The sequence below is a fragment of the Fictibacillus halophilus genome (assembly GCF_016401385.1).
Classification (GTDB): Bacteria; Bacillota; Bacilli; order Bacillales; family Fictibacillaceae; genus Fictibacillus; species Fictibacillus halophilus.
In genome coordinates this window covers 1,189,030-1,207,554 of the sequence record NZ_JAEACF010000001.1, presented here as the reverse complement: position 1 = coordinate 1,207,554, position 18,525 = coordinate 1,189,030, and the positions used below count along the sequence as shown (strand labels likewise).

Annotated in this window: 18 protein-coding genes; 1 reads left to right on the top strand and 17 read right to left on the bottom strand. The window is 37.3% G+C overall.

All coding sequences use genetic code 11. The features are described from left to right. Positions 1-17: 17 nt before the first annotated feature. The 12 genes from I5J82_RS06330 to yneA form a co-directional block, all read right to left on the bottom strand. A complete protein-coding gene (locus tag I5J82_RS06330; protein ID WP_198767114.1) occupies positions 18-728 on the bottom strand; it encodes a cytochrome c biogenesis CcdA family protein in 711 nt (236 codons plus the stop codon). Positions 729-852: 124 nt separating this feature from the next. Further along, a complete protein-coding gene (locus I5J82_RS06325; RefSeq protein ID WP_233096421.1) occupies positions 853-1,695 on the bottom strand; it encodes a M15 family metallopeptidase in 843 nt (280 codons plus the stop codon). A gap of 258 nt (positions 1,696-1,953) precedes the next feature. Further along, positions 1,954-3,756 carry an ABC transporter ATP-binding protein gene (locus tag I5J82_RS06320; RefSeq protein WP_408610385.1) on the bottom strand — a complete coding sequence of 601 codons (1,803 nt, stop codon included), beginning with the start codon at positions 3,754-3,756 and terminating at the stop codon, positions 1,954-1,956. Beyond that, positions 3,753-5,504, bottom strand: coding sequence for an ABC transporter transmembrane domain-containing protein (locus tag I5J82_RS06315; protein WP_198767113.1), 1,752 nt, complete (start codon positions 5,502-5,504; stop codon positions 3,753-3,755). The genes I5J82_RS06320 and I5J82_RS06315 overlap by 4 nt, the downstream gene beginning before the upstream one ends. A 133-nt stretch (positions 5,505-5,637) precedes the next feature. Next, complete coding sequence (gene mnmH / locus I5J82_RS06310) at positions 5,638-6,684, bottom strand: tRNA 2-selenouridine(34) synthase MnmH (RefSeq protein ID WP_198767112.1); 1,047 nt, start codon at positions 6,682-6,684, stop codon at positions 5,638-5,640. Between the two features lie 89 nt (positions 6,685-6,773). Continuing rightward, positions 6,774-6,992 (bottom strand): YneF family protein, encoded by a 219-nt coding sequence (locus tag I5J82_RS06305; protein WP_066241071.1) that lies wholly within the window; start codon positions 6,990-6,992, stop codon positions 6,774-6,776. A 77-nt stretch (positions 6,993-7,069) separates the two neighbouring features. Then, on the bottom strand, positions 7,070-7,510 hold the full coding sequence (sirA, locus tag I5J82_RS06300) for a sporulation inhibitor of replication protein SirA (protein ID WP_198767111.1): 441 nt from the start codon (positions 7,508-7,510) through the stop codon (positions 7,070-7,072). A 149-nt stretch (positions 7,511-7,659) separates the two neighbouring features. Further along, positions 7,660-9,663 carry a transketolase gene (gene tkt, locus I5J82_RS06295; RefSeq protein ID WP_408610384.1) on the bottom strand — a complete coding sequence of 668 codons (2,004 nt, stop codon included), beginning with the start codon at positions 9,661-9,663 and terminating at the stop codon, positions 7,660-7,662. A 173-nt stretch (positions 9,664-9,836) separates the two neighbouring features. Beyond that, on the bottom strand, positions 9,837-10,121 hold the full coding sequence (locus tag I5J82_RS06290) for a HesB/YadR/YfhF family protein (protein ID WP_198767109.1): 285 nt from the start codon (positions 10,119-10,121) through the stop codon (positions 9,837-9,839). Positions 10,122-10,224: 103 nt separating this feature from the next. Then, positions 10,225-10,464, bottom strand: a complete 240-nt coding sequence (locus tag I5J82_RS06285) for a DUF896 domain-containing protein (RefSeq protein ID WP_198767108.1) — start codon at positions 10,462-10,464, stop codon at positions 10,225-10,227. 59 nt (positions 10,465-10,523) lie between these two features. After that, the gene (locus I5J82_RS06280; RefSeq protein ID WP_198767107.1) at positions 10,524-11,168 is read right to left on the bottom strand and encodes a YneB family resolvase-like protein; all 645 of its coding nucleotides are present in this window, start codon (positions 11,166-11,168) and stop codon (positions 10,524-10,526) included. 18 nt (positions 11,169-11,186) lie between these two features. Then, complete coding sequence (yneA, locus tag I5J82_RS06275) at positions 11,187-11,453, bottom strand: cell division suppressor protein YneA (protein WP_066393884.1); 267 nt, start codon at positions 11,451-11,453, stop codon at positions 11,187-11,189. Positions 11,454-11,613: 160 nt separating this feature from the next. Here yneA and lexA point away from each other — a divergent pair, with 160 nt between their 5' ends. Further along, complete coding sequence (lexA, locus tag I5J82_RS06270; RefSeq protein WP_066289770.1) at positions 11,614-12,228, top strand: transcriptional repressor LexA; 615 nt, start codon at positions 11,614-11,616, stop codon at positions 12,226-12,228. 804 nt (positions 12,229-13,032) lie between these two features. Here lexA and I5J82_RS06265 read toward each other — a convergent pair. The 5 genes from I5J82_RS06265 to I5J82_RS06245 form a co-directional block, all read right to left on the bottom strand. Continuing rightward, a complete protein-coding gene (locus I5J82_RS06265; RefSeq protein WP_198767106.1) occupies positions 13,033-14,058 on the bottom strand; it encodes a hypothetical protein in 1,026 nt (341 codons plus the stop codon). 101 nt (positions 14,059-14,159) lie between these two features. Further along, complete coding sequence (locus I5J82_RS06260) at positions 14,160-14,519, bottom strand: hypothetical protein (protein ID WP_198767105.1); 360 nt, start codon at positions 14,517-14,519, stop codon at positions 14,160-14,162. 789 nt (positions 14,520-15,308) lie between these two features. After that, positions 15,309-16,643, bottom strand: a complete 1,335-nt coding sequence (glnA, locus tag I5J82_RS06255; protein WP_198767104.1) for a type I glutamate--ammonia ligase — start codon at positions 16,641-16,643, stop codon at positions 15,309-15,311. Positions 16,644-16,717: 74 nt separating this feature from the next. Next, complete coding sequence (locus I5J82_RS06250) at positions 16,718-17,119, bottom strand: MerR family transcriptional regulator (RefSeq protein ID WP_066393870.1); 402 nt, start codon at positions 17,117-17,119, stop codon at positions 16,718-16,720. Between the two features lie 136 nt (positions 17,120-17,255). Next, entirely contained in the window at positions 17,256-18,524 is a 1,269-nt protein-coding gene (locus I5J82_RS06245) for a methionine gamma-lyase family protein (RefSeq protein ID WP_198767103.1), read from the bottom strand. Position 18,525: the final 1 nt, after the last annotated feature.

The following is an 18,525-nucleotide window of genomic DNA, read 5'->3' as shown; positions in this document are numbered from 1 at the left end:
CCCTTTCCATATTACTCTTAAAAACCTTTGAATCCTCCAAACACACGGTTTGTTAGAAATGAAGTTAATTGCGTTAGCCAATCAAAGTATAACAGGATTCCCATGACTACCATAAGAGTCCCTCCAACCACCATGAACTGACGGTTGAACTTTTTTATTACTTTTAGTTTATCCAAAAAGAAGCTTAAAACAAAGAAAGGAACAGCAAAACCTAAAACATAGGCGATCATATACGTCAAAGATGCTGCCGGATTTGATACCCCGAGAGCAATCACGCCTGCTAGAATCGGCCCCATACAAGGTGTCCATCCTGCTGCAAAACCAATTCCGATTAACACTGAACCCAGATAACCAGTAGGGCGTGATTGAAACCTTACTTTCTTATCCCTCATTAAAAAGGTAGGCGTTATGAATCCCATTACAACAAGACCGAAAAAGATAATAACAATAGCACCAATTTGCCTTAATAGTGTTTGATATTGTACGAAAAGATCACCGATTATCGTAGTCGATAAACCAAGGAAAAGAAATATGATTGAAAAACCTATTAAGAAAAATGTAGTATGTAGAAGCGCCGTTTTTCTAAGCATGGCGTTTTCTTCTTTAAGTTCCTGAACAGAGATCCCTGTTATGTAAGATAAGAAAGCGGGATACAATGGTAAACAACACGGTGAAATAAAGGAGAGCAGCCCAGCTCCAAAAGCTAGCAGAATATTAAGATCGGTCATTTTTTTAGTAAGCTCCTTTTTACAGTTCTCTCTCTATTTTAATGGGAATATCCATTTTGTTCAAACATAACATTTTGTTCAAACATAAAGAAAGACAGCTTAGAAAAAAGCTGTCAGAGATGTTTTAAGGTTTTTGTAAATATTCTTCGAGCGTAATGCCCTGCTCGTGAATTTTTTTAGCATGATCCACCCCAACATATCGAAGATGCCAAGGTTCATATTGATATCCCGTAATCTCTTCTTTCCCTTTAAGATATCTGATGATGAATCCGTACTTATGTGCATTTTCAGCTAGCCACTTTCCTTCTTTCGTCTCACCAAACGCTTCTACGAGTTCAAAGTTCACTTCTTGAGAAGTAACGTCCATTGATAATCCTGTCTGATGCTCACTCTGGCCTGGCTTAGAGCTCGTTTTGTTCGCTACATCTTCCCCCTTTTGTTCAGCATTAAAGGCAAAGATGGACACTTGCGTATCATATGAACGATAACCGGATTGAGCTAGCAACTCGAGGCCGTCCTCTTCAGCGGCCTTAAATAGTACTTCTAAAGAAAGAGCAGCTTCTTTTCTTAATTTTTTCTTAGGCAGATCCTCTTTAAAAGGGAATGGAACATTTGGTGTGACTAAATCTTTCGGTTCATAATTACCTGGTAGATTTCTTTCCTTATTCGCAACGATTAACAGATCGTCTAAATTCTGCACAACCGCTTTCCCGTCACCGGATACCGTAATTGTTTCTTCTAACCACGGCAGATCAGCTTCTGTTGGTTGTTCAGCATTATTTTCTGTTTTGTTTTCATCATTTGGTTTTGGCTTAGTTTGTTCATTTGAAATCTGTTTTTCGTTCTCTTCAGAATTCTCTTCATTAAAGGCAGCATCCCATTTCTTTTCTGCCCAATCAACTGGCTTACATGCCGAAAGGACAACCATGCTGCCGATCAACATTGATGGTAGTACATATTTCTTCAAAGCATTCTCATCCTTTTATTCAGTTTGTCTGTACGTGTATGCTATCTTATAATAGGATAATTTGCAAATAAGTCAATCACTTAATTCAGAAGTTCATATTTTCGAAAAATTAAAGTAAAAAATAGGTACCACTCCAACCTACTGTCAGAGAAGACAACGAATTGAAAGCAACAATCTTTTAGAGAAGAACAGCATAAAAAGTATAAGACAGCTCTTTATAGGTAGAGCTGTCATTTAATAAGTATACCATTCAGTTAATTAACCAACATCGTTCATAGAATCCTTTCCATGTTGCAATAGGAACATCTTATGATACAACCCTCGCTGTCTTAACAGTTCTTGGTGAGTCCCTCTTTCGACGATTTCTCCTTTATGCAACACAAGGATGAGTTCAGCATCTTGTATCGTTGATAACCTATGTGCGATAGCAATTGTCGTTCTGCCGCTGCGCATTTTGTGAAGAGCTTCTTGAATCTCTTCTTCAGTCTCTGTATCAATGTTTGCCGTCGCTTCGTCGAGTATCAAAATTTTAGGAGAAAAAGCCATCGTGCGCGCAAAAGAGATCAGCTGCCTTTGTCCACTCGAAAAAGTAGCCCCTCTCTCTCCTAACTCTGTTTGGTAACCCTCAGGCAGTCTTTCAATAAACGTTGATGCTTGAACAAATCTAGCTGCACTCTTTACATCCTCGTCTGTAATTGTTATATCGTATAACCTTACGTTTTGCATAATATCGCCAACAAATAAAAAGGGATCTTGCAAAACGAGTCCCATCTTGTTTCTTAACTCTTTGTTTTCAAAGTTTGATAAAGGAACGTCATCAATCAAAATCTCACCTTTATTCACTTCATAAAAACGCATGAGCAAATTGATGATCGAGCTCTTACCACTTCCGGTATGACCGACGAGAGCCACTGTTTGACCGGGCTCTGCCGTAAAAGAGATCCCTTTAAGAACTTCCTGTTCTCCATCATAAGAAAACGACACTTCTTTGAATTCGATCTTACCTCTTGAAATCGCCGGAAACTCATTCCCTTTCTTCACCGGCGCAGACTCTTCTTCATCCATGACTGTAAATACACGTCCTGCAGATACGATAGCTTGCTGAAAAATGGAAAGGCGCATCATCATCATATTAACCGGTTCAAAAAAGCGATCTAGATAATTGATAAAAGCATAGATGACACCGATCTCAACGGGAGAATTAAAAGATTTTATGCCAAAGAAGGAAAGAATCATTAACAAAGCAAGCATATAAACAAGATCAACGGCAGGCCTTAGCAACAAACCGTTGTATTTAATATTTCTGATCTGTGCATCATTATGCTCTTGATTGATTTTTGCAAACTCTTTTCGAAGTCTCTTTTGTTGATTGAACACTTGTACGATTGACATCCCTTGAAGAGATTCATTCAATTTTGCATTCAACTGGCTAAGTTTTTCTCTCATATCGTAAAACGACCTGGAACTATATTTACGGTACAACCACATGATCAAAACGATGAACGGCAAGATCCCTAAACAGAATAAAGCAAGTTTTACATTTAAATAGAACATGAACCCAAAAATACCAAATAAAAATACGATATTTTGAACAAACGTTGAGAGTACACTTACATAAAGATCTTTTACCGCCTCTGTGTCGTTCGTAATTCGCGATACTAAGCTTCCAACTGGTGTGCGGTCAAAGAATTTTAATCCTAACGAATGGACCTTTGTAAACACTTGGATTCGCAGTGTTTGAATAATATCTAGAGCTACAGATTGGAACAAAACGAATTGAACGTAGTTTACAACCGCTGAGATTACGATCAATGCAATGTATCCTGAAGCAAGTATCACCATAGCTCTTTGTTCAAAATTTCGAGGTGTGACAAAATCGTCGATGAACGTTTTAACGAGAATAGGACCCGTTAATTCAGCTGCAGTTGCGACTAATAACAAAAAGAAGGCGAATGCCAAACGCTTTTTGTGTGGTTTTGTATAAGACATGAGTCTTTTAAAAACAGACCACTGCTTCATTTGCTGCAATTCATCAAGTGTTGGTTCTTGTTCGGCACTCATTTGATTACACCTCCCTGTGAAATCAGCGTTTCCAAAGCTTGTTTTTCATATGTGTCTTTGTACCATCCTTCTTCGTTCAACAAGTTGTAATGAGTACCTCGTTGTACGATTGTTCCATTTTCCAAAACGATGATCAAATCGCAATGCGCGACCGATGATAATCGATGAGCTGTTATAATTGTCGTTTGATTTTGGCGTTTGCTCTTCAATTGCTGAAGGATGGATTCCTCTGTTTTTGCATCAACTGCAGAAAGTGAGTCATCTAGAATTAAAATTTCCGGACTCTTAATCAATGCTCTTGCAATAGAGATCCTTTGTTTTTGTCCCCCTGAAAGGGTGACTCCCCTCTCACCTACGACCGTTTCATAACCGTATTTAAATTGCGTTATATCTCTATGAATTGAAGCGAGTTCGGCAGCTTCTTTTATTTGCGAAAAAGGTGATTCAATCTTAGAGAATGCAATGTTTTCCGCTATAGTAGCTGAAAATAAAAAATGATCTTGAGGTACATAGCCGATCGAACTTCTTAATGCATGCAGTTTATAATCACAGATATCGTGATCATCAATAATAATATCTTCTGATTTTAATGGGAATTCACGCAGTAACAACTTGCATAGCGTTGTTTTACCACTACCTGTCTTTCCGACAATCCCAAGTGTCTGACCCCGTTTTAAAGTGAAATATATATCACTTAAAACAGGAGTGTTTGCAGTGTATGAAAATTGTTTCAACTGAAATGAGATATCACCTTTAGGACTATTTTCGATTGAACCACTATCCTCTATCTCTTCTTTAACAGCAAGAAGTGATTCAACACGATCATAAGAAGCTCTTCCTCGCTCTACGATATTAAACAACCAGCCAAATGCAAGCATAGGCCATATTAACAATCCGAGATAACTAGTAAAAGATACAAGATCTCCTATTGTTAGTTCGTTACGCGTTACGAGAATCGAGCCATAACCTACCGCTAAGAAAAAGGAGAAACCAATGATTAGTGATATTGTAGGATCGAACAAGGAATCAATACGAGCAACTGCCATGTTCTTCTTTACGGCATCTTTAGAAAGATCCGAAAAGCTATCTATATCATCTCTTTCTTGACCAAAAGCTTTAATCACCCTCGTTCCAGAAATACTTTCTTGCACTTTATCGTTTAAAGTCGAAAATGCCTCTTGTGCACTGTGAAATCTTTTATGCAGCATCGTACCATATTTGTTTGTTGCCCAAGCCATAACTGGTAAAGGCAGAAGACTAACAAGTGTCAGTTTCCAACTGATCGTTGTAGCCATTGCGATCAGCGTAAATCCGCCCATCATCAAGGAATCTACTAAAGTTAAAACGCCATCCCCTGCAGTCTGTTGTATAGCTTGCAGATCGTTTGTAGAATGAGCCATCAAATCTCCAACACGCCTCTTATGGTAGAACTGCTGTGATTTTTTTGTGAAATGTTCGTACAGCCTATTTCTTAATAACATCGCCAATTTAACGGCTGAACCGAATATCAAGATTCTCCAGATATACCGAAGAACATAGATGCCTATCGCAATTCCGATTAAAACAGCAGCATATTTCCATAAAATCTCTTCCGTTACCGTACCTTCTTCAATATGATCGACAATTAGCCCGACCACTTTTGGCGGGACCAATAACCCCAATGAGACAAATGCAAGCATCACGATTCCGCCTAGATATCGCCACTTTTCTTGTTTAAAATACCACATCAACTGCAGAAAAACCCTCAAAGCCCGTTCCCCCTTGTTTGCATATCAAAACAATTATAGTTTACCAATATATGAAAATTCCGAAAAGGAAAAAGTTTCACAAAAAAAGACCCAATCTGATGGGTCGTTTTTTTCAAAACACTTTAATCATCGATCAACTTAATAACTGATCTAATTGATTCTTAACTTCTGAATAGATGTCTTGATAAGAGTCGCTATACAGTCTAATGCACTCGCTGTCATATTGCTGTTGTGCGTAATCATATTTTGGATCATAATAGTTCTCTAGCAACAGCGCTACAACTTTTTCATAATTTAACGTGTTCAAGTTCTGTTGAATGTCTATCATGATCGATGAGGGAATTCTCTTTGAAAGCTTATTGACCGCTTCAACTATCTCATCTTTATGCAAAAGCGGCTCGTACACATTACAAATATATTGAACTCGTAAATGAAAAGGTAATTCCACATGAATTCGAACACCACTGTATTTACCTTCTAACAGAAAATCGGGTACGACTACTCTTCCAATTCGTTTACTCTCTGATTCAATAATAAATGATGAAGATTTCTGTAACTTTTTAAGCCGTTCGTAAAGTCTTGATTCAAATTTCTTTTGTGAAGAAGGGTGTTCTCCGATCTTTCCGAAAATCGAACCTTTGTGTCCTGCCATTTCTTCAAGGTTTAGTACGGGATATCCTTCTTCTTGCAACTGCTTTAAAAGTTTCGTCTTCATCGTACCGGTATGACCTTCGAGTACGATGATGTTTCTTGGTTCATCAGCCATCTTCCTAAAGGTAGATTCAATTTTCTTTCGATACGACCGTATGCCACCATCAAGCTGTAGGGTCTTCATTCCCATCATGTTCATCGTTTGAACAATGCTTTTTGAACGAAACCCACCTCGTGCGCAATAGATAACCACTTGTTTTTCAGGATTTTCATTACTTTGTGTATGGATTTTTTTATATAAAGATGGAAGTTTTGGTGCAACAACCTGAAGACCGCGCTCCATCGCTGCTTCTTTACTTTCCTGTTTATAGAGCGTACCGATTACTGCTCTTTCCTCATTAGAAAATATACTTAAATTATACGAACCAGGAATATGATACTCTTCAAATTCTTTAGGAGATCTTACATCAAAAAGCAAATATTGATTTGCATCTAACTCATCTATAGAAATCGTCTTAATGTTGTTCACTGCCATCATCCTTTTGTTGATGCATACCGCAATCTTAGAGTAGAACGAAAACAAGCACCCGATTCATTATCAGGGTGCTTGTCCAACATTTACTTCATCTGTTTGTTCATAGCCTGCATCATTTGATTGATTTTCTTTTGTGAAGGCTTTTGCCCCATCTGCATCATCATCACACGCAACATATTTTCATTAATCGGTGGATTTTTTTGTAAATAACTCATCATATACTTGCGGGCAATAAAAAATCCGATCGCAACACCTGCAATCAGTGAAAGTGCACACACAAGGATTATCATACCAGTACCCATTGTTAAAACTTCCTCCTTCATGTTGTCTAGAACTAGTTTACTACAAGTTTACCTACACATACAAGATTGAAAGAGAATTAAGTGGCATAGACCATGTTCAATTTAAACGGTGAGAGCCACCCAAATTTTCTTTCCCCGAAGTCCATCGCAAGAAAATAAGGTTCATATTGGCGTAATGCCTCAAAAATTACCGTTTCTGCTTCAAAGTTACCGATACTGTATAGATGCATATATTGATCTGTGAGTTCGATTCTCACGATGCTATCTTTGCAAGATAAAGAATACGTTTCTCCTTCTGAACGCCATTCATGCGTTTCTTTCAAATGGTTCCAGAAGTGTTTTTCTAACTGAGAAACAGATAGTAGAGAGGTTATGTAGCTGATTTGCTTTTGTAGGATGGTTTTAGATAAACCACTCGAGCGCTGTTCTTCAAAAAATAACTGAAATAGCTTATTTTCCTTGCCATAATAGGAATGGGCAACTTCTTTTGTAATTAGATAGATATAAAATTCTCTCATGATTAAGCTCCTCTCCGTTCATTTTCTAAGAGTATATACAATATACGGAAAAAAGCTTGTCTAAAAAGGTGCGCAAAATACAACTACTTTTGTCGAAACAGTAAGAAAAGGAGGTTTCCAGATGGAAACCCCCTTTTCATGTGCATATTTTATTGATTCAACATGTCTTTAACACGTTTTACGATGTTCTCAGGTGTGAATCCAAACTCTTTTTGGATGACTTCTCCAGGAGCAGATGCACCAAACGTATCGATTGTTAATGTGTCTCCCTCAAGACCGACATATTTATGCCAACCGAGTGAAGCTCCCATTTCAATCGCTAGACGCTTCGTAATATGTCTAGGAAGAACAGATTCTTTGTAGTCGCGATCTTGCTTATCAAAACTTTCCCAAGATGGCATTGAAACAACAGAAGCTGAAATTCCTTCTTTTTGAAGTAGTTCTTGTGCAGCAACTGCAATATTAACTTCTGATCCTGCAGAAAGAAGCAATACATCTGCATCCGTTTCAGCTGGTGAAACTACATAAGCTCCACGCTTAACACCTTCATATGCCTTCTCTTTTGTGTTCTTTAATATCGGCAAGTCATGACGGCTTAATACCAATGCCGTTGGTTGGTCCTTACTCTCAAGCGCTAACTTCCAAGCTGCATTAGACTCATAGCCATCAGCCGGACGAATCAAGTTAAGATTAGGCATCGCACGAAGAGAAGCAAGTTGCTCGACTGGTTCATGAGTTGGACCATCTTCTCCTACCATTACACTATCATGTGTCAATACATAAGTTACAGGAAGCCCCATTAGAGCAGATAGACGAATTGCAGGTCTTACATAATCAGAGAACACAAAGAATGTTCCACCAAATACATTTAGACCGCCATGCAGAGCCATTCCGTTCAGAGCAGCCCCCATAGCGAACTCACGAACACCAAACCAGATGTTTCGTCCGCTATAATCGTTGCGGCTGAAGTTATTTTCCCCTTCAATAAGCGTCTTGTTAGAACCTGCTAAGTCAGCAGATCCACCAAATAATGATGGTACACTCTTAGCTAGAGCATTGATCGCCTTACCTGAAGAAGAACGAGTAGCAATCGCTTTATCGTAGTCTGGAAGATCTTTATCCCAATTTTCTGGAAGATTTCCTTTGATTGCTTCTTGAAGTTCTTGAGCGAGTTCTGGATAAGCTTCTGAATAAGCTTTGAATTGCTTATTCCACTCTTCCTCTTTTCTTTGCCCTTCATTTTTCAGTTGTTCAAAGTGTGATTGTACTTCTTCAGGAACATGGAAATCTTCTTCAAACGTCCATTTGTACGCTTCTTTTGTAAGTAAGATTTCATCCTTACCGAGTGGTGCGCCGTGAGAAGCAGATTTGCCTGATTTATTCGGAGAACCATGACCAATAATGGTCTTGACTTCAATAAGTGTTGGCTTATTAAGTTCTTCACGAGCTTCTGATAATGCTTTTTCGATCTCTTCTAGATTTGTTCCATCTTCTACATAAAGTACTTGCCAACCGTATGCTTCGAATCTTTGTTTTACACTTTCTGAGAAAGAGTGATGAAGATCGCCATCTAAAGAAATATCATTGGAATCGTAAAGTACGATCATTCTTCCTAGTGCAAGATGACCTGCAAGTGAAGCAGCTTCAGCAGAAACACCTTCCATAAGGTCACCATCACCACAGATCGAATAAGTAAAGTGATCGATCACTTCATGTCCATCACGGTTATATTTTGCAGCTAAATGACGCTCAGCCATAGCCATTCCTACTGCCATTGCAATTCCTTGACCAAGTGGACCAGTTGTTGCTTCAACACCAACAGTATGACCAAATTCAGGGTGACCCGGAGTCTTACTACCCCATTGTCTGAAATTCTTCAGATCATCAATTGTTAAGCCATACCCACTTAAATGTAGCAAGCTGTATAACAACATCGATCCGTGCCCTGCTGATAATACAAAACGGTCACGGTTGAACCATTCAGGATTTGCAGGATTGTGGTTCATAAATTTTGACCATAAGCTATATGCCATAGGCGCAGCACCCATCGGCATACCTGGATGCCCTGAGTTCGCTTTTTCTATGCTGTCGATAGAAAGTGTTCTTATCGTATTAATTGCTAATTCATCAATAGTTCGTGACAAAAAAATCATCCCTTCATATGTACTAAACAGTTTTGACTTTCATAATAAACGTTCACGTGCAATTAGACAAGACAAACACATTATTAGCTATAGTTATTTTACCATCTACTCATGAAAACATACAAAAACCGCCTGTTTTCCTACAACATTTTCGTTGTATTAGAACAGGCGGTAAAATTCTATTAAGCGAGCCCTGGTAAGTGACATGAAAAATAATCTGTGCTTTCATCATAATCAAGTTTCATATTCTCCACCAACCATTTTTCTTCATTCCGAACAAAGAACCGAAGACCTTCGACCTCTTGAACGTAATCGTCCTCTTCAGGCACTGCAGGCGTCACACCAAGTGAAAACCCTCCCGAGTCGCCACTTCCTGCATATTTAACAAATAGTCTTAAAGCCTCTGACGCTTCTAAAGTTATGTCCTTATAAAGGTTCGCAGCTGCACTTGTAATTGAAAAAGTCAAAATATTCTCCCCTTTCAAAGTTGTTATATAACAGTATATACTAATATCTATTTAATGCAACAGAAAAAATGCCTATTTACAGGGAGTAAATAGGCATTTCATATTAATGTTTAAGGTTATTTTTATTATCTTTACTTCTTTTTAATTTTTCAGGTGTTACATCATCACCATTCGGATCAACAAAAGTCATACCATGCAAATCTTGAACGAAAGATTTCCGGAAAACTTGTAAATATTCTTCTCGTAGTTTCTTTTGTTCAGCTTTTTCTGCTGATGTTAGATTGGTTTGTTTTGATTTTCTAGACAGTTCATTTATCCGTTGCATTTTATCTTTAGATAACATATTAAAACCCCTTTTCAAAGCATTCTTCACTCTATCCTACAGCAGAATGAAAGGAATTTCTAGTTATCTGTATTTTCCACATGTTCTTTGTATCTTCTATGTACGGTCGCTTTAGAAACATCAAAGCCCAACCCTCTAAGTGTTAAGGCTATGTCATGAAATGTAAGCTTCATGTTCTTTAATCGTACGATTTCAGAAATCGGCACTTCTTTTTTGTCTCTGCCACCACCGGTTTGATTTTTTAAGTTTTTTTGAGGTTTATAGCCTTCTTTAACAGCTTTTCTCATTCCACGCTTAATCTTCATGTTATGAAGCTTGCGTTGGTATTCTTCTACAGTAGACACAATATCAAGCACCATTTCATCCGCTTCTGTTAACGTGTATTCTCCATTATTAGAGAGTGTATATACTTTAATGTTGTATTTGATCAACTGATGAAGTATAGCCATTTTTGCTTTTCCTCTGCCTAAACGAGTATCATCTTGTACAAGTAGGCATTGAAACTCTCCATCCCTTGCAAGATCTAATACATTTAACAATTCTTCTCGATCTAATGAAAATCCACTTGCCTTTTCACGGTAACAATTCACAACTTCAAATTTAAATTGTAGCGCTAACTTCATTAATTCCGCTTCTTGTCGTTCTAATGAAGTTATTTGTTCTTCTTTATCTGTACTAACTCTGGAATAAATGATTGCTTTCATTGTTTAAAACCCGCTTTTTTATTTATTGACTGGTATGATTACTTTCTGACCTGGAAAAACAGCTGCCGCATTTACACTGTTCTTTTTTTCGACCCATTTTATAAATTCCCAATTGGAATAATGATGTTTGGCATTATACTCTTCAGAAAGACTCCACAGTGAGTCTCCCTCCTGTATGGTTACTTCAATATATTGAGCTTCTTGTGAGGCAAGATTTGATAACGTAAAAAATATACCACCTAACAACCCTAAAAATACAATAACATGCATTGTCCCTTGTTTCATTGTGATATCCCCTTTCAACAAACGTTTGTTCGCATCTCTTAATAGTATAATAACTGGAACGTTTGTTCGGTGTCAACTATTTTTTCGAACTTATGTTTGTATCTCGTAATTCCCCATGATATACTTTTTATAGATAAAAAATTCGGTGAGGTGCTAAAAAATGACTAAGTTATCCAGACGACAATTGGATATATTGGCTTTCATAAAAGAGGAAGTATCACAAAAAGGGTATCCGCCTTCAGTTCGTGAAATCGGAGAGGCAGTTGGCCTTGCTTCAAGCTCAACAGTTCACGGACATTTAGCAAGACTTGAAAAAAAGGGTCTTATTCGAAGAGATCCAACAAAACCAAGAGCGATTGAAGTTTTAGGATTAGAAGACAACATTCCCTCTGTCCGTTCTGTATCAATTCCTGTTATCGGTAAAGTAACAGCAGGTCTCCCTATCAGTGCGGTTGAGAACGTAGAAGAATACTTCCCGTTACCTGAGCACGTTGTTGGTGATGAGAACGTCTTCATGTTATCTGTTGTTGGTGATAGTATGATTGAAGCAGGTATCTTTAATAAGGACTTAGTGGTTGTGAAACAGCAACCTACAGCAAATAACGGAGATATTATCGTGGCTATGACCGATGAAGATGAAGCGACTGTAAAAAGATTCTTCAAGGAAAAAAACCATATTCGATTGCAGCCTGAGAACTCATCAATGGAACCTATCATCTTACAGAGCTGTACCATATTAGGTAAAGTAATCGGCGTATATCGAAGCATTCATTAACTGTACATAAGAAGCGTCTATAGCTGTAGATGCTTCTTTTTTATTGACTTCGTTCAGCATGGATACGACAACTTTTTATGCAAGAAAGACGACATCGTTCAGTTCTTTTGGAACAGTGACCGCAGCGTGATGGTAATAATCAATTATACACAGATGAAAGGTTTATATATTTATCGAGATAGGGTTGGGTGAAAACGTGACTATATATAATAGGTTGCGTTTTTTCATCCACTCACGTTAAAATAAATCAAAGAACTCTCTAGCTTTGGTCGGCAGGGTGGGTTACTTTTTTATGCATTTCTATCAAACTTGTCCCGGCTCCATATACTCGCTCAGCCTTCCTCACTTTCGTTCAGAAGGACGCTTTCTGCTCTTCACGAGATATTCCGCCTCGTTTATTGAAACACAATTATTCCGGAAAATTTTCAATTAGCTTCGTTTTAAATGAATTTCGTTCAATTAAAAATTGATATGCTATCTTTTTTGTACATTATTGAATGTGTAAAAAAACACCCTTTATTAATTCCTTCACTATTATCAATAGATTGAACCATTTCCTTGCCACTACCCAGTTTCGCCAAATTAAAATTTGCCTTACTGGTGAATTATGAAAATAAGGTCCCCTTAGAATCTCAGCATTTTTCCATATAAAATTAACAAACTCATTGTTTTTTAATATTTCCATTTTTAATGGCACCCTCTAGCTCAGGATATATAAAGACTAATCTCCTTTATTCAGCCCAATTTAAAAAAGACCAGAAAAAATACTGGTCTTTACAGTAACCAAATTTATGCCTGTTAACATTAATTTAATTTAAATTTAATAAGCTTAGATTCTTCAATCCAGCCAATAAAAGCATCTGTATTTGTTTCAACTTCAACCAGTATCCAATTTCCCTCTTTCTTAATAGGAAATACAACAGTATTTTTCGATACAAGCTCAGGAGAGGCTAAACGAGATTGTTTCTGAGGACGATTTCTAAGATGGCTCTCTATTCTTAAAAAGCCCAGTTCTCCCATAGGTTTTTCAATTTCGGGATTTTTAATAAATGCCTTTTTTACTGTTTTAACATCTTCATTCTGACTGATTTTTTGGCTAATCTCTTTGGCAACTTCATAATCATGATTACTTGCTGCAATGCTTGCTAAATAAATTGTAAGTCCTAAGAATAAATTCTTTAAAATAGCTTTGGCAATATCTACACTTACACCCTCAATAACCATCCACAAGAAACCTCGTAAACGATCCTTTGGTGCCATTTTTTTAGCATGTGTAGATTCTATTGCATTCTCAATTACAGCCCTGAATTCAGCTTGAGTCATATTACCTACCAGTTCTGATTTATCGACAGTTAAAGAGTTAGTTATATCCGTAGTGTCTTCCTGCTGCTTTAAATTTTTTATTTTATCTTCTGCCAAAATTTCATTAATAACACTTAAATGATCAAAGGTTATGTCTTTGAACAAATTATTAAAATTTATAGCACTTGTTTTGTTAAAAATGTATTTCATAAAGTATGAGTAATTATCCGAATTTGTAATTGCAACATTCTTAATAAAGTCATTTTGAATATGGCTTATACTCTTAAGACGGTCCAGAGTTTGTGTATTTTCAGGGGAAATATGAGAATAATTCTGTTTAAATTGAATAAGCGCAGCACTATAGTTCACTCTTTTTAACATATTATTATAATCATTAGTAATATCGGTAAACTTTCTTATATCAGCAAGCACTTTTTGTTGCTCCTTTAAAGAAGGAATTGATAAAAGTTTGTTAATTTCTTGTTGGTGCTTCCTAAATGCATCCAAAGCATCTGTTATGTTACTCATTTGGCTCTCTCTCCCAATAATTATAAAGTCGTACATATATGTACGTATCATCCAGCTTAAATAAACAACAGGACAAAGCTTTATTATCTATAAAAGTGTTTTCACTTAAGAATTCTTTTTCTTGTAATTTCATCGGTAATTACTTTTATACTATCTAACGTAGATTCTTTATGTTTCTTAATCTTGCGAGTTATTTCCGAAGAACTTAGATGTTCTACGAAATGTTCTACTCTGTCGTGCGGAGGTGAGGTTTCTTCATTATAATAACTTTCATAATGTCCTAAGCTTCCATCATCTAAAGTAGCGATCAATTCATCGAAAGTTTGTGTAATATTTGCCATCTGTTTTAATACAAATTGTAGGTTTTCTTCGCCTTCTATGGTTTTTACAAGCGTAGATGAGTTAGCCATCAATTTGTTTGCTAACAATAAACGAATTTCTTCTAATTTGCTTACCATCATATCAAATTCCTCCAAATCATTTCTTTTATGTGATTTATAGAATGAAAGAAAATTATTCCAATTACAACTCTACATTATTCATTGCGTTTATTCATTAATTATCTATCAATAAGTTAGTTTTTAATGTTAAGAGGATTATGAAATAAAATTTGGAACGTAATTGAGTATTCGGGAAAACGACCGTTTAATTGACAAATTTAAAAAAGTAAAGAAGACGGTTTTTTTGTAAAAATCAAGAAAAAATGTCCGAAAAAGGGTGCTATGGGCAAATATTAAATTTTGGTGAAAGGAAGCGACAAGAACTAAAAAAACCATGTGGTTATTTTCACATGGTTTTCCTGTGTTGCCAGCTTTTTTAGGTTCATGGCAGCGAAAGTAAGCATCGCTTGCAAAAAAGGGGGGAAGCAGTTTGGAATTAACCAAAGAAGAAAAATATAAGATTTATCTACAGGAAAAAGAACGAATGGAACAGCTGCTACTGGACGAAGAGAGAATTACTCTTTTCGATTGATTATCGAGGAAACTTTTATTTAAAAACTAAATATCAGTTAAACGACTCGGTCATAGAGACATTACGGTGACAAGTAATACCTATGCGCACGTAACCGATAAGTTGAAAACTTCATCTGTCGATATCAGTACGAAAAATACATGGACAGTTTGTCTGATGTCAAAGAAAAATAAAAATTGCGGGGCAATCATGGGGCAATCTCTCCTAATAGAGAATCACCTCACGAGTTACCACGCAATTTTTTTGTCAAAACGCTGTTATATCAACGTTTTAAAGGATTAATACATGCTCATATATTGTTCGCGTTCCCAAGGGTGAACTTGTGTACGGAACATATCCCACTCGATCTCTTTTGCTTCAATGAAGTGCTCTGTAGCATGTGCTCCAAGAGCTGTTGTAAGAACTTCGTTTTTGCTGAATAGAGTTAGAGCTTCTTTTAATGTTGCTGGAAGATCTTTGATACCTTCTGCTTCGCGCTCTTCTTTATCCATAACATAGATGTTTCTATCGATTGGCTTTGGAGCGTTTAGCTTGTTCTTGATTCCATCAAGACCAGCTGCAAGCAATACTGCCATAGCTAGATAAGGGTTAGCTGTTGGGTCAACGCTTCTTACCTCAATTCGAGTACTGATGCCACGAGAAGCCGGGATACGAATAAGCGGGCTTCTGTTTTGCATAGACCATGCCACATAACAAGGCGCTTCGTAACCAGGTACAAGTCGCTTATAAGAGTTTACAGTCGGGTTCGTGATCGCTGTAAAGTCTTGTGCATGCTTTAAGATACCTGCTAAGAAATGCATGGCAGTTTCGCTTAAACCTGTTTCTGATTTCGCATCATAAAACACGTTTTCTCCATCTTTGAATAGAGACATGTTCGCGTGCATACCTGATCCGTTCACACCGAACAACGGTTTAGCCATAAATGTTGCATGAAGACCATGTTTACGTGCGATTGTTTTAACGGCTAATTTAAACGTTTGAATGTTATCACATGTGCTAACCGCATCAGCATATTTAAAATCGATCTCATGCTGACCAGGTGCTACTTCATGGTGAGAAGCTTCAATTTCAAAGCCCATATCTTCAAGTTCTAGAACGATATCTCTACGGCAGTTTTCACCAAGATCTGTAGGTGCTAGGTCAAAATACCCACCTTTATCGTTTAGTTCTAGAGTCGGCTCACCCTTCTCATCATTCTTGAATAAGAAGAATTCTGGTTCCGGTCCAATGTTGAAATCAGAGAACCCTAGCTCTTCCATCTCTTTTAAAACACGCTTTAAGATTCCACGAGGATCTCCATCAAACGGGTTTCCATCAGGCATAAAGATATCACAGATCAAACGTGCAACTTTACCCTTTTCAGAAGTCCATGGGAAAATCATAAATGTATCTAAATCAGGATAAAGATTCATATCTGATTCTTCAATTCTAACGAAACCTTCGATTGAAGATCCGTCAAACATCATCTTGTTATCTAAAGCTTTTTCAAGCTGACCGATCGGAATCTCAACATTTTTGATAACACCCAATAAATCAGTAAATTGTAAACGGATAAATCTTACGTTTTCTTCTTTTACCATTCTTAAGATATCTTCTTTAGTGTACTTAGACAAATCTTTCTCCTCCTTTAAATATAAAGCGCCTAAATATGGCGATTGTTCACATCGTAAGTATTATTTAATGATCTTTAATGAAAAAACCTGGAAAGTTCTCCTTGTATCAATGAGGTTTTTCCATGCCTGCCAGCATGAATCAATTCCCTTTTTAACCTGCGATGAAGCGCAGATTCGGAAATTTGTTGAACACCTTGCACATTCGGCTGGTTTTTGATTAATTCGGCTGCCTGTTCATTCAATTCAAAGACACGTTTGATTCCAGCTAAATTTACGCCTTGTTCAAGAAGTGCTTTGATCTCAAGAAGTTTATCAACATCATTAAATGAAAATAAACGACGGTTCCCTTCAGTTCGTGCAGGATGAATTAGATCATGCTCTTCGTAATATCGAATCTGACGAGCTGATAGTTCAGTCAGCTGCATAACGATGCTGATGGGGAACAAAGGTAAGTTCCTACGATTCATATCGTTCATATTGCCTACCTCCTTTCAACTTCTTTTTATATCTTATGTCACAAAAGCTCACATGTCAATCCTAATGTTAGAAAAATTAACATCAAAATAAAAAAAGAGACGAATCGCCTCTTTCCCTTGTTTCGTTTATAATTTTTTATTTATTAATAAGCCCATGAGTTAAAAGTTCATCGACAGCTGATAATACGGCAATCTTTACGTGTTCATAGGTGAGACCACCCTGTACGAATGCTATATATGGTGGGCGGATCGGGCCATCAGCTGTAAGCTCAATGCTCGCTCCTTGAATAAAAGTACCTGCTGCCATGATTACATCGTCTTCATAACCAGGCATATAATCGGGATATGGAATCGCATAAGAGTTGATCGGAGATGCTTTTTGTATAGCTTGACAGAATTTTATCATACGATCACGGTCTTTAAAGATTACAGATTGGATAAGATCGGTTCTCTTAGCGTCATAAGAAGGACGCGTTTCCATTCCTAGTTCTTCTAATAGAGCAGCTGTGAATACCGCTCCTTTTAATGCTTGTGCAGTTACATGTGGCGCAAGGAAGAACCCTTGGTACATTTCTTGAAGACTATAAAGCGACGCTCCTGCTTCGCGGCCAATACCAGGGGAAGTTAATCGATAAGAAATCCTGTTGATCAAGTTCTCTTTTCCAGCGATATAGCCACCTGTTTTGGCAAGACCTCCACCAGGATTTTTAATCAATGAACCTGCAATAATATCGGCTCCTGCTTCGATTGGTTCTCTTTCCTCAACAAACTCCCCATAGCAGTTATCCACAAACACAATCACATCTGATTTGATTTCTTTCACGAAAGTAATCATCTCTTCTATTTCAGTTACAGAAAAAGATGGACGATCCGCATAACCTTTAGAGCGTTGAATTCCGATCACTTTCGTACTTTCAGAAATCGCACGCTGAACTTCCGCGAAGTTAATCGTGCCTTCAGGAGTCAGATCTACATGTTGATACGAAATGTTGTATTCCTTTAATGACCCTTCACCCGTTCCCCTGATTCCTACAATTTCTTCAAGCGTATCATAAGGTTTACCCGTTATATAAAGCAGTTCATCTCCAGGACGAAGCATTCCAAATAAAGATAGTGTGATTGCATGAGTACCTGAAATGATTTGCGGCCTAACGATTGCAGCCTCTGCTCCAAAAACATCGGCAAATACCTTTTCTAAAGTATCTCGACCAGAATCATCGTAGCCATAACCAGTAGAAGGATGAAAATGGTGGTCTCCTACTTGATTATTTTGAAAAGCCCTCAACACTTTAATCTGATTTTTTTCACATATGTCATCAATAAGATTATGTTGTTTAGTTATACGTTCTTGTACCGTTTTTGCAGTATGTTTTAGTACCTCTTCATTTTGAAACTGTGAATACATG

What these genes read in the sequence shown, in the direction of transcription:
- I5J82_RS06305 (WP_066241071.1), bottom strand. Translation starts at nt 6,992, where the DNA reads ATGGGTACTGGTATGATAATCCTTGTGTGTGCACTTTCACTGATTGCA.
- I5J82_RS06265 (WP_198767106.1), bottom strand. Translation starts at nt 14,058, where the DNA reads ATGAGTAACATAACAGATGCTTTGGATGCATTTAGGAAGCACCAACAA.
- I5J82_RS06250 (WP_066393870.1), bottom strand. Translation starts at nt 17,119, where the DNA reads ATGAACGATATGAATCGTAGGAACTTACCTTTGTTCCCCATCAGCATC.
- I5J82_RS06280 (WP_198767107.1), bottom strand. Translation starts at nt 11,168, where the DNA reads ATGAAAGCAATCATTTATTCCAGAGTTAGTACAGATAAAGAAGAACAA.
- I5J82_RS06320 (WP_408610385.1), bottom strand. Translation starts at nt 3,756, where the DNA reads ATGAGTGCCGAACAAGAACCAACACTTGATGAATTGCAGCAAATGAAG.
- I5J82_RS06285 (WP_198767108.1), bottom strand. Translation starts at nt 10,464, where the DNA reads ATGTTATCTAAAGATAAAATGCAACGGATAAATGAACTGTCTAGAAAA.
- I5J82_RS06330 (WP_198767114.1), bottom strand. Translation starts at nt 728, where the DNA reads ATGACCGATCTTAATATTCTGCTAGCTTTTGGAGCTGGGCTGCTCTCC.
- I5J82_RS06245 (WP_198767103.1), bottom strand. Translation starts at nt 18,524, where the DNA reads ATGTATTCACAGTTTCAAAATGAAGAGGTACTAAAACATACTGCAAAA.
- yneA (WP_066393884.1), bottom strand. Translation starts at nt 11,453, where the DNA reads ATGAAACAAGGGACAATGCATGTTATTGTATTTTTAGGGTTGTTAGGT.
- I5J82_RS06260 (WP_198767105.1), bottom strand. Translation starts at nt 14,519, where the DNA reads ATGATGGTAAGCAAATTAGAAGAAATTCGTTTATTGTTAGCAAACAAA.
- lexA (WP_066289770.1), top strand. Translation starts at nt 11,614, where the DNA reads ATGACTAAGTTATCCAGACGACAATTGGATATATTGGCTTTCATAAAA.
- tkt (WP_408610384.1), bottom strand. Translation starts at nt 9,663, where the DNA reads ATGATTTTTTTGTCACGAACTATTGATGAATTAGCAATTAATACGATA.
- sirA (WP_198767111.1), bottom strand. Translation starts at nt 7,510, where the DNA reads ATGAGAGAATTTTATATCTATCTAATTACAAAAGAAGTTGCCCATTCC.